The organism is Nitratireductor sp. GCM10026969 (assembly GCF_042660605.1).
In the GTDB taxonomy this organism is placed as follows: Bacteria; Pseudomonadota; Alphaproteobacteria; order Rhizobiales; family Rhizobiaceae; genus Chelativorans.
Genome location: NZ_JBHSUM010000157.1, coordinates 1 through 9,373, shown reverse-complemented (window position 1 = coordinate 9,373; position 9,373 = coordinate 1). Strand labels below are relative to the sequence as shown.

Genomic DNA, 9,373 nt, shown 5'->3' with positions numbered 1-9,373 from the left:
GGTCCTGTCCTCGACCTCTTCACGCCGGCCGAATGCGCCAACCACTTCAGGGCCGCAGGATATCACCCAGATTAAAAGGGACGTGCTCTAGGCTCAGATCCATAGAAAACAATTAGCACTCAGCGAACAGCAACGGGGCAGGCAAGCGTCACCTGCTGCCGGTGAATGTCGCGTTTGGCCGAGGCCTATTCGGTGGGACTCCTCATCCGCGGCCTGGGAGCTGGCGATGGTTGCCCATCCCTGCGCAGGCGACCGTTTATGTAGGCGCACGCCCGATCGGCGGCGAACTGTGGCCTCGATCTTGCTCAACTTCACCATTCTTCAGGACAGGCCAGAAATCAGCGTGTTCAGCGCATCGGAACTCACCAATTCAAAATATCACATTGTTACGGGCGCGCGCAAAAAAGTGATTCATCTTGCCTCCAGGTGACCACTTGTACGCGCAATATTTGCGCTTGACGGGAGGGCAGCGAAATCGTGCGAGGAAATACATGCTTTATGAAGCGAAATTCGAGACGCCCGTCTATGTGAAGCCTCACCGGGGCGGCGGTGTCGCTATTGAGATTTGCAATGCAGTACAAGGCATCGATTTCCTGGCGGAGTTCCCCATCGACGGTGAGCCCATAATGGAAGCAGCATTGGAGGCGTGCGTCGCCGCAACTCAAGAACCGATCCTTTCAAAGCACGCTGAGGCGACCTTTCTAAAATTCGCGAAAGCGTACGGCGTCTTGGCCTTCGAACCTGTGCCAACCTTCTCAATCCCAACGGCATCACAGCATCGCTCCTTCCATTAGCTCGGGCTGATTGTTCGGCTGCTCGCTGCGATAGCGGGTGAATCGGGCTTCGAAGATAAGGTTGCGGGTGATAGCGGCATTGTCGAACCGGACCTTGATCGCGCCGGCCAGTAGAGGCTCTCGGCGATGCCTTCGCGCCGGCACAGCGCGGCAATCGACTCTTCGCCGCGCAGGCCCTCAAGCACAATGCGGATCTTTTCCTCCGCACCATACTGCTTGCGCGTTGCACGGCGGATATCCTTGACGACCTTCTCCGCTGGCGCTTTCCGTGTCTTGGATTTCTGTCTCATCTTCGCTCCTTTGAAAGGCTACGATGAGCCAGAAATCCTCCCCCCTCAGTTAAGCCCAATTTGTCTCATTGGCGCTGACGTCGGACAGGTTGACATCCCGATTCTCTAGATTTTCTGCTGAGAAGCCTGGCTTGCTGCCGACTTGTGGACACCGAGATAAGGTGTTTTGAGGAACCGGCAGAAGGTCGAAGGTTGCATGCCTCGCCAACTAAAATAAACCAGTTTTAGCAAGCGATTAGCCAAGACGAGCCAATTCGCTAATCGTTTGCACCACCAAGAAATCGATGACAGGCGTGATAGATTGCCAGAAGAATTGCGCATGGTGCGATAAGGCGGGTGCAATTCGCCTCACCCCGGTTATAATTATCCATTCCGGGGGGTCTAATATGGTCGGCGGCTCATGGCCGAGCCCATTTAGCGGCTCACCCGACTCAGTGCGAGCCGGGTCGCTGCCGCCAGTGCGCAGCGTGACGGGCCGAGCCGTAGCGAGCTCGCCGCGCTCCGTGCCGAACGCAGGGAGGCGCCCATGCCGGAACTTCTCCAACCCTTCATCGGTCATCAAACGCGCAGATACGCCAAGGCCGTGTTGAACCCGCTGCTTGGCATCTTTCGTCCGGGAAACGTCGCCATGTTTCATGTTGGCCGCGTCGGCAGCACTGTTCTGGTAGGTATGCTGCAGCAGCACCGACGCATCTACTGGGCTGGCGAGGTGTTCCAGAGGGAACATGACCGCTACATGGAAGCCGTCGCGTCTGGCGGCTATTCTCTTCCCGAGGACCCATTAAAGGTTCTGCGGACAGAAATGCGCGAGGCGCGCAACCGGATGTTCGGTTTTGAAACGAAGTTTCTCGACGAGCACCATCTCAAGGTGATTGGCCTAGATCTGGAGCGTTATGTGGACACACTGTCCGAACTCGGATTCGAACGTTTTGTCGTTCTGAAAAGGAAGAACGTCCTGCGCCGGCTGATTTCCGGTGCCGTCCTGCGCGAAACCGGCCAGTTTCATATTCGCGCGGACCAGAAGCGGCAGAAGAGACGCTTCCGTCTCGATCTGCACAGGATACCGCTCGGTGCCAGATATCTTGACCTGATCGACGCAATCCGGATGATCGAAGAAGGTCATGAGCGTCTCGATCGGCTCCTCGCAGGCAAGCAAGTGTGCGAACTCAATTACGAAGAGCACATCAGCGATGACCCGCTCGTCGCCTACCGCAAAGTAATGGAATTTATGGGGCTGGAGCCCTGCAAGCCGGAAATCCTTCTGCGCAAGACCAACCCCGATCCGCTTAGTGACATGATCGAGAACTATGACGAGTTGCGGGAAATGGTCGGGAAGACGTCTTATCGCTGGATGCTGGAGAGCAGTTGAAGGGGAGCGCTGTTTCGCGGTGAACGACCCGTTGACCACATGGGTTCATCTTTGACGGGATTGCAGCTGGCCGCAATATCCGCAAGCCGACAGTTCGATATTTTCGCCTCAAACTTCCTGCTTATTGGGCCGTCCCGTCTCATGCGGCCTTTTCTGCGCAATAATCGACGGCTGTGGCCAATATCTCCTCCATCTGCTCGATCTGGCGCGCGCGATCGAGCTTAGGGCGTTCGGCATAACGCTTTGCGGCCTGAGAGAGGGATTCGTAGAGGGTCGAATCATCCCAAAGGGAACGCAGGGCCGCGATCCATTCCGACAGTTCCGCCTGCGGCGGCAGGAGAATACCGCCCGGCCCGACAGCTTCACCTAACCCGCCGATCTGCGTGGCAAGAACAGGGATGCCGCTGTAATGCGCTTCAGAGGCAATGCGCCCCCAGGTTTCCTCCCATTGGCTGGGGACCAGAACGACACGGGCCCGACCGTAGTGCTCGCGCATGTCGTCAGTTCGTGGATGCAGCGTGATGTTGTCCAGCCCCGCCATGCTTTGCAGAAGTGCCGATCGCTGATCTTCCGACAGCGTCCAGCTTTCGACGAAATCAAACGGGATATCGGGACACGCCCGTGCAAGCGCGAGGGCAAGATCGACCCCCTTAAGGGGATGGGGGTTCACGAACAGGACCCGTTCGCGGCGCGTCGGAACCTGATAGCGTTCGGGCTGGAAAAGCGGATTCAAGACCGTCGAGCGAATTCCGTAGGCTTCTTCGTAGCGGTCCGCGGTGAATTGTGAGTTGGCAAGGAAGACGGCGTCGTCGAAATCCTCGATCGGCGCTCCGTGATCGTCGAACTCGACGTTGTGAAGATAGATGACCGTCGGTAGACCCATGTCCCGGAAGGTCCGGGCAATGCGCAGGACCTTGCCGGATTGCGCCACGACGACATCTGGCGCCACCGAACGTGCAACGTCCGCAGCCCCCTCCCAGGCGAACCAGGAACGGTAGACGGGGTAGCCCTGGCTGCGGTCGCACACGGTCTTGCGCCGCAACAGCTTCATCATCACCCGACCGCGTGCGCCGATCCAGCCGTCGGGCGTCAGGCCGGCCAGGACGCTGATTTCGTGGCCGCGTGCAAGGAGCTCCCGCGTCATTTCATGAGTATTTGACTGGCTGCCGCCGGCGATCTGCGGGAGGTACGGATGGGCGCTGGCGAAAACGATATTCATACATTTCGCTCATCAGTTAGAGTTGCGGAACGGCTGCCTGAGTTTTGAATGTACGGTAGTGGGCTGGAACGCGAAGGCAGGTCTTTGGAAAGTGAAGCCAGAATGAGGGCAGTTCCCGCGATATCCTTAGAGCTGCACGCAGGGTGGCAAGCGGTCTGTAGCGAAGATTCCTAAGACACAGAAACACCAGGTGATCACGCGTCGCCTGGGCCTCCTGTTCGCTCAGCCTCCTTTGCGTCGAATCCAGATCGAATATGGTGGCAAGCGTGTCCCTGAAGACGAGACCGTCGATCAGGCGGTCGGGCGCGTTGACCGAATCCCAAGCGAGAGCTTCCCGGTAGACCGATACGCCCTCACCGCGCGATCCCATGACAGCCGTGGAATAGCTGACCTTGCCAGACCGCTTCGCGAGCGTGATCCAGAACAGCTGATCCTCACCGGTGCGGCGCAACCTGGCAAAGCGTACGTCGCTGTGGGGCGGAAACTTGTATACGACATTGGACGTGTGCGGGATGCAGTGAACCAGAAATTCGTTGAACGCCTCATTCCCCGATATCGATCGCGACTCGGGTTGCGCACCGACCCGAACATCATGGTTCTTCGTCATGTATTCGTAATAGGAGAACGACGTGACACTGTCGTGCATGCTATTGGCGAAATAAAAGTCTGCTCCATCGGCAAGCGCAGCGACAGCCTGACGGAGATGACCGGAGAACCACACATCATCCGAATCGAGGAAGGCCACAAGGTCCGTCTCTGCCGGATCAAGATGGTCGAGCCCCGTATTCCGCGCGGCGCCCGGGCCGCCGTTGCTTCGATTCAGCACGACAATGCTGTATGGGGAGGGGGGATCAAGGTCACGAAGGTCGTTCTGCGGGGAAAGTGGCGACTCGTCGTCAACAACGACGATCTTCACATCGAAACCGCCGGGCAGGTTCTGGGCTATGACCGAATCGACCGCTCTGCGCAAAATACCCGGTTCCCGCTGGAAATAGGGGATGACGACGGCGATCCTGGTATTCATGGCCGTCGCTCCATAATGGATGCGCGCGACCGAACGAAATCCTCGACCGCCTCCATTGCACGATTGAAAGCGTTATCGAGGCGATCATCGTGGCTCAGTTGCGGTTCGCATCGGCACAATTTTCTGAGATGTCGTGCGGCGAGGGAAATCAAGACCCGGTCGGCCGGCTTTGCAATCGCGCTTTTGCCCAATTTCCTCGCGCGGCCCTCATAATAGCGCCGGCCTTTTGTCGCGCTCACATAGAACTCGAACAGGCTCGACGGCTGGAGCGGGTGTCGGTTCAGATCCAATCCGAGAGATTCGGCCCAGTCGGACCATTTGGCAGCGTTCTCGGCGTGTATCGGACGGACCGCAAGCCATGGAGTTCTCAGGGCGTCGGCAACGATAGCGCCGTGCATGGCCTCGGTGATCAGCATGCGCGCACCGCGAATCTCGCTGATGATCGTTTCGACATTTTCGCGGGGATCGATGAGGCGAATGCCGGCTTGCGCGCAGGCCTCCGGCCAATGACCCCGTGAAAAGCTATGATAGTGCGGCATGAATGCAATGCCGAGCTCTTCAGCCGCAGGCGGCAAGTCGAATTTACGCAAGAGGATAGCGCTGTCGCAAATGCCCTTGGATGGCGGCAGGTCGAGTTGCGCGGCCGTTCGGGGCCCGCGCACGAATATCACATCCCACGTGCCGTCATGGACATCGGGCGCGGCTGCATATCCTCCATATCCCGATCCGAGAACATATTTTCGGGCTTTCTTCGGATGATGTTCCCACAGTATCGAGCCGATGCCGAGAAACAATTCGCTGTCATCCTCGTCGAGGAAGCCCTGTGGCAGCACCCGCGGCCACATATAGGTGTTCAGTTCGTCACCGAAATTGGGCACACTGCCCTTGTAGTAAGTGAGCTTCATGCCGAAATCGCTCTTCGCTTCAGCACAAGGTTGCGCATCTGAAATATCCGGCGACCGTCGAGAGCGGTAAGCACAGCACAATAGATTATCGCACCGGACAGGACCTCGCCGGCGAGACGCAAATATGCCGACTCCTCAGCTATGTACTGCCGCAGAGTGAATACACCGACGAACATCGCCAGGCTGGCAAACGCGGGAGAGAAAAAGGGCCGCAGATAAGTCCAGGGACCGATCTTCAGTATCCTCAGCACCATCCAGACGGCGGCCGGCCACATGAGGAAGGTCTGTACAGCAATGGCGAAGACCAGCGTGGAAACGCCAAAGCGATGGAAGATCACAACCACCAGCACGGTCATAACCTGCTTCGCCACCATATAGTAGAACCACCAGTTCGCATTGCCCTGGCTGTTGATGAGTGATGCCTGCAGGATGCCGATGCAACTCAACAGTCCAATGACGCAGAAGCTGCGGAGCGCGGGTATAGCCTCGATCCAGTGCGCGCCGAAGAGTATCGGGATGAGATCGCCTGCGACGATGGCCAGTCCGACGAACACTGGAAATGAGAGCGCCGAGGAGGCGAAGGTCGCGAAGAGGAACGCCTCCTTCAACTTCTCGTGCTCACTCTGCAGGGACGACAGCAGCGAATAGGAAACCGAGTTCAGCGCCCCGGCGACAAGATCATTGAGGATATTGAATATCCGCCGCGAGAAACTGTATATGCCGAGCGCCGTCGTGCCCAGAAGGCTGCCGATCAGGATCTGGTCCAAGCTGATCATGCGGAAGACCCGGTGGCCCGAAGCAAACATGCCGTAGTGGGCAAGCTCACGCAGAGCTCTCCATTCGAAGCGCAGACCGGGCCGCCAGTTGACCGACAGGAGCGTGCCCACGCATATGGCAACCGACGCGGCCAGCTGCGACAGCGCCAGCGCCCAAAGCCCGTATCCAAGGGCCAGCAGGCCTAGACAGACGACGGCGGAAACAAGCGAAGCGATCATCGTTCGCATCGCCATCTTGCTGAAAGCCATGGCGCGCGAAAGAAGCGCATTCGGCACGACGACGGCAAGGTCGAAGACGACACGCAGGCCGATGACAGGCAGGAGCGCGGCCAGGCCGGCCTCGCCCATAAAATAGGCGAATACCGGGGCGGTCAGCACGATCACCGCGTAGATAATCAGTGCGGCGGCGACACAAAGCCAGAACACCGAATCGAGATGCCGCCGCCCCAGATCGGTGCGTTGAATGAGAGCCTGGCCGAAGCCAGCCGGGGCGACAGCGCTGGCGAACATGGCGATGCTTGCCGCCAGCGCGACCAGACCGAACTCTGCGGGTGTGAGGAAGCGTGAGGTGACAGTGAACACACCCGCAGCGACCGCCGCCGGCGCAAAGCCACTCAGGGCCGACCAGAACACGCCGTGGACGGCTGCGCGTGCCCGACCAGTGCGCAGGCGGCCGTGAACGACCTCCTCTTCCTGCTCAAGGCTCTTGTCGCTACGATCCAGCAAACTCTGTTCCTTCAGCGGATCTCTGCCCACAGCGGCAGCCGACTATTTGGGACCGAAGCGACATGGGGCGCCTTGGCGAGGCCATTTGCAAGCACACCGCGTGCCGAGGCAGTCAGCGCGATAGGCAACTTTCGGCGAGAAAATCCCGAACGAACACGTCGATCCCTCACAGGTCCTTCAATGTAGGCGTCTGGGTGGTTGCTTTCGATCTTTGAGGTTCGGCGAGAGCCAATCGCACTACGCAAGAGGCCCACGCGCGCCGAACATTCGCCCGCTTCGTTCCAGGCAACAGCCATCGCTCACTCTCTGCACCTCTCAATGCCGTAATGCTGCAATGCAACATATGATTCCACCGGATCGTTGGGTAAGCAACCGAGAAATCTAACTGACGGGTGATCGTGGTGGCTTGTTGGCAGGTACCAATAAAGGCATCACATCAATTCCCCGATTTGCAGCAACTTTTATGTAGCTTCCGCATAATCCGTGAGAGGATTTCGCCAATCCTCGAGGAATCGTTCACGCAAATGACATGGAAACGCGCGCAGAGCCGAGTAGGTCTGAAAGTCCATTTCGTCCAGATACCGTTGAAAAATTCCGCCTGAAGCGGGTGTTCGGCGCCGATGTTGGGTCCGCGCCAGGAAGTGCAGGCTGCGTGTGGGCGGCCGCCGGCGCGCACGACGCCGTCTTCACCGCTGAGCCGAAAGCGCTGGCGAATGCCGCGCGCGCGACGGTCGCAAACCTCGTGGTCTGACGCGGGCCCGAGCACCTGCACAGCGCGTACTGATGTCAGTGGAGCGCTCTGGGGCAAGGCGGTGGCAGCAATCAATCAAGCTGCCGCGCTGTGCAAGTAAGTTCCATAATAAATCTTATGCAATTTCCTCGTCAGAACAGCCCACGCCGCGTCGGAACGGGAGGAAAGCTGCCTGTGTTCTTTAGAATGGAGGACCGGAGTGGCTGATATGGTGCTTTTGGACATTTCCGCCTTCGAACTGAATATCTGTTTTGGGCGGATTTGATATCTTTCTCCAAGCCTCCAAAATGGCTTCGGACTCCCACAATTCCATCAAGTTGACACGCGAAGGATCGAAAGGATCTTCGCTGATGGATAGGTTGAGGCAACCCGGATATGCGCGGGCACGCCTTATCAGATCTGCGTGTGCTTCAACGAACGCCTTCCGCTGATCGGCCGGAACTTTGAAGTGACCTGCAATAACCAGCATGCTTCTACCCCTTCGTGGACGCTTTCGCAGGACGTTGAACGAAGGTCCGAGCCGACAGAGGGCTGAAGAAAAGCTATGTGCAAGGTCGCCAGAGGGTCGCCCCCCTTTGGGCGCTTACTGCGGCGGAACCGGACAAGGCCGGCGAATGCCGCAACACCATGACCGCTCGAAACCCGAAGAGTCGGTTCACCCGGAAGAATCCGCGCGTGTCAGGGCCGGCCGGCTTTCAACCGAGAACGCCGGCTGCGATCGCGCGTTGGATCCCGCGGACATCCGTTCCCTTCTTCAGCGTCTTCTGGATCGGTGAGGAGGTGCCGGAAACCCAGATCTTCAGCTCGGTGTCCAGATCGAAGGTGCCGGCCGTCTCCACCGAGAAACGGGTGACGGCCCGGTAAGGGATGCTCAGATAGTCGACCTTGCTGCCCGTCAGACCCTGGACGTCGATCACGATCATCCGCTTGTCGGTGAAGACGATGAGGTCACGGATCACCTTGAAGGCGAGCCTGACATCCTCTCCCTCGATGAGCACGCCGTCGAGGCGCTGTGCGAGCCTGGCGGTATCGACCGCGCTGCCATGTCCCAGAAGACCGTCCAGCAATCCCATGTCCATCACCATTATCAAAGCGTCATCAAATGGCGCGCAATGTGCAATCGGCTGCGGTGTGGGTCAATGCCGCTCCGGCCCGGCCTCGGCTCATCGAAGCGAATACAGGATCTCTCCCTTGCCCAGCACCGCATTGTCGCCGCAGGAGCGGCCGGGCGCGCCGGTGAGCAGCGGCTTGTCGAAAATATTCTCGGCGATCAGATGACGGTCTATCAGTGAGGCGAAGACGCTCTCGACGGCACCGCTTCCCGTGAAGCTGGGCGAGAGCGTCGCGGGCGGGCGGTCGAGAAGAATGGAGCCGCGGCGCATGAGATAGCCCGGCAGGTGGCCCACACCGCCGGCGATCGCCAGCGTGCCGGCAATCATGCGGCTGCCCGCATAGTCGCCGCATCCGCCGCCGACAGCGATAAGCCCGCGCCGCATCCGGTCACCCGCCTGGTCGCCCG

10 protein-coding genes and 2 pseudogenes are annotated in these 9,373 nt (G+C 58.9%); 4 read left to right on the top strand and 8 right to left on the bottom strand.

The window, feature by feature from the left end; translation table 11 throughout:
* Positions 1-226 precede the first annotated feature (226 nt).
* Positions 227-430, top strand: a complete 204-nt coding sequence (locus ACFP9U_RS21155) for a hypothetical protein (protein WP_378624496.1) — start codon at positions 227-229, stop codon at positions 428-430.
* A 61-nt stretch (positions 431-491) separates the two neighbouring features.
* Positions 492-794 carry a hypothetical protein gene (locus ACFP9U_RS21150; RefSeq protein ID WP_378624494.1) on the top strand — a complete coding sequence of 101 codons (303 nt, stop codon included), beginning with the start codon at positions 492-494 and terminating at the stop codon, positions 792-794.
* Positions 795-901: 107 nt separating this feature from the next.
* Here the strand turns inward: ACFP9U_RS21150 and ACFP9U_RS21145 are convergent.
* Positions 902-1,084 (bottom strand): annotated as a pseudogene (locus ACFP9U_RS21145) (IS3 family transposase); the annotation flags it as partial.
* A 526-nt stretch (positions 1,085-1,610) separates the two neighbouring features.
* Between ACFP9U_RS21145 and ACFP9U_RS21140 the strand changes: the two are divergent.
* Complete coding sequence (locus ACFP9U_RS21140; RefSeq protein ID WP_378624493.1) at positions 1,611-2,453, top strand: hypothetical protein; 843 nt, start codon at positions 1,611-1,613, stop codon at positions 2,451-2,453.
* Positions 2,454-2,592: 139 nt separating this feature from the next.
* Here ACFP9U_RS21140 and ACFP9U_RS21135 read toward each other — a convergent pair whose 3' ends face one another.
* The 4 genes from ACFP9U_RS21135 to ACFP9U_RS21120 are packed head-to-tail and all read right to left on the bottom strand — an operon-like array spanning position 2,593 to position 7,103.
* Positions 2,593-3,672 (bottom strand): glycosyltransferase, encoded by a 1,080-nt coding sequence (locus ACFP9U_RS21135; RefSeq protein WP_378624491.1) that lies wholly within the window; start codon positions 3,670-3,672, stop codon positions 2,593-2,595.
* A gap of 16 nt (positions 3,673-3,688) precedes the next feature.
* Positions 3,689-4,696, bottom strand: coding sequence for a glycosyltransferase family 2 protein (locus ACFP9U_RS21130; RefSeq protein ID WP_378624489.1), 1,008 nt, complete (start codon positions 4,694-4,696; stop codon positions 3,689-3,691).
* A complete protein-coding gene (locus tag ACFP9U_RS21125; protein ID WP_378624486.1) occupies positions 4,693-5,601 on the bottom strand; it encodes a polysaccharide pyruvyl transferase family protein in 909 nt (302 codons plus the stop codon). Before ACFP9U_RS21125 ends, ACFP9U_RS21130 begins: the two co-directional genes overlap by 4 nt.
* On the bottom strand, positions 5,598-7,103 hold the full coding sequence (locus tag ACFP9U_RS21120; RefSeq protein ID WP_378624484.1) for a lipopolysaccharide biosynthesis protein: 1,506 nt from the start codon (positions 7,101-7,103) through the stop codon (positions 5,598-5,600). Before ACFP9U_RS21120 ends, ACFP9U_RS21125 begins: the two co-directional genes overlap by 4 nt.
* A 529-nt stretch (positions 7,104-7,632) precedes the next feature.
* Here ACFP9U_RS21120 and ACFP9U_RS21115 point away from each other — a divergent pair.
* Positions 7,633-7,854 (top strand): hypothetical protein, encoded by a 222-nt coding sequence (locus ACFP9U_RS21115; RefSeq protein WP_378624483.1) that lies wholly within the window; start codon positions 7,633-7,635, stop codon positions 7,852-7,854.
* A gap of 181 nt (positions 7,855-8,035) precedes the next feature.
* Here the strand turns inward: ACFP9U_RS21115 and ACFP9U_RS21110 are convergent, their stop codons facing one another.
* The 3 genes and pseudogenes from ACFP9U_RS21110 to ACFP9U_RS21100 all read right to left on the bottom strand — a co-directional run.
* Positions 8,036-8,323 carry a putative quinol monooxygenase gene (locus tag ACFP9U_RS21110; RefSeq protein ID WP_378624481.1) on the bottom strand — a complete coding sequence of 96 codons (288 nt, stop codon included), beginning with the start codon at positions 8,321-8,323 and terminating at the stop codon, positions 8,036-8,038.
* 226 nt (positions 8,324-8,549) lie between these two features.
* Positions 8,550-8,927 carry a PH domain-containing protein gene (locus ACFP9U_RS21105; protein WP_322449977.1) on the bottom strand — a complete coding sequence of 126 codons (378 nt, stop codon included), beginning with the start codon at positions 8,925-8,927 and terminating at the stop codon, positions 8,550-8,552.
* A gap of 90 nt (positions 8,928-9,017) precedes the next feature.
* Positions 9,018-9,373 (bottom strand): annotated as a pseudogene (locus ACFP9U_RS21100) (formylmethanofuran dehydrogenase subunit C); the annotation flags it as partial.

Coding starts and splice junctions, on each gene's coding strand:
- ACFP9U_RS21105 (WP_322449977.1), bottom strand. CDS start 8,927: ATGGGATTGCTGGACGGTCTTCTGGGACATGGCAGCGCGGTCGATACC.
- ACFP9U_RS21110 (WP_378624481.1), bottom strand. CDS start 8,323: ATGCTGGTTATTGCAGGTCACTTCAAAGTTCCGGCCGATCAGCGGAAG.
- ACFP9U_RS21155 (WP_378624496.1), top strand. CDS start 227: ATGGTTGCCCATCCCTGCGCAGGCGACCGTTTATGTAGGCGCACGCCC.
- ACFP9U_RS21125 (WP_378624486.1), bottom strand. CDS start 5,601: ATGAAGCTCACTTACTACAAGGGCAGTGTGCCCAATTTCGGTGACGAA.
- ACFP9U_RS21135 (WP_378624491.1), bottom strand. CDS start 3,672: ATGAATATCGTTTTCGCCAGCGCCCATCCGTACCTCCCGCAGATCGCC.
- ACFP9U_RS21115 (WP_378624483.1), top strand. CDS start 7,633: ATGGAAACGCGCGCAGAGCCGAGTAGGTCTGAAAGTCCATTTCGTCCA.
- ACFP9U_RS21150 (WP_378624494.1), top strand. CDS start 492: ATGCTTTATGAAGCGAAATTCGAGACGCCCGTCTATGTGAAGCCTCAC.
- ACFP9U_RS21130 (WP_378624489.1), bottom strand. CDS start 4,696: ATGAATACCAGGATCGCCGTCGTCATCCCCTATTTCCAGCGGGAACCG.
- ACFP9U_RS21140 (WP_378624493.1), top strand. CDS start 1,611: ATGCCGGAACTTCTCCAACCCTTCATCGGTCATCAAACGCGCAGATAC.